The organism is Paraburkholderia ribeironis (assembly GCF_900019265.1).
Lineage (GTDB): Bacteria > Pseudomonadota > Gammaproteobacteria > Burkholderiales > Burkholderiaceae > Paraburkholderia > Paraburkholderia ribeironis.
The window spans coordinates 1-201 of the sequence record NZ_CYGX02000041.1 but is presented as its reverse complement, the minus strand read 5'-3'; the positions used below and the strand labels follow the sequence as shown (position 1 = coordinate 201).

Annotated in this window: 1 pseudogene; it reads left to right on the top strand. The window is 62.2% G+C overall.

Going from position 1 to position 201, the window contains the following annotated elements:
* Positions 1-186, top strand: a pseudogene (locus BN2475_RS35605) (carbohydrate ABC transporter permease); the annotation flags it as partial.
* Positions 187-201: the final 15 nt, after the last annotated feature.

Sequence of the window (201 nt, the reverse complement as noted above, 5' to 3'; positions counted from 1 at the left end):
ATCAATCTGTCGAGTTCGAATGCGGCGCCGCTGACGGTGTTCATCGCTTCGTATTCGAGTCCCGAAGGGCTGTTCTGGGCCAAGCTGTCTGCCGCTTCGCTGCTTGCGGTCGCGCCGATCCTGATCGTCGGCTGGCTGTCGCAGAAGCAGTTGGTCCGTGGCCTCACGTACGGGGCGGTTAAATGACGACGGTGACGGCGG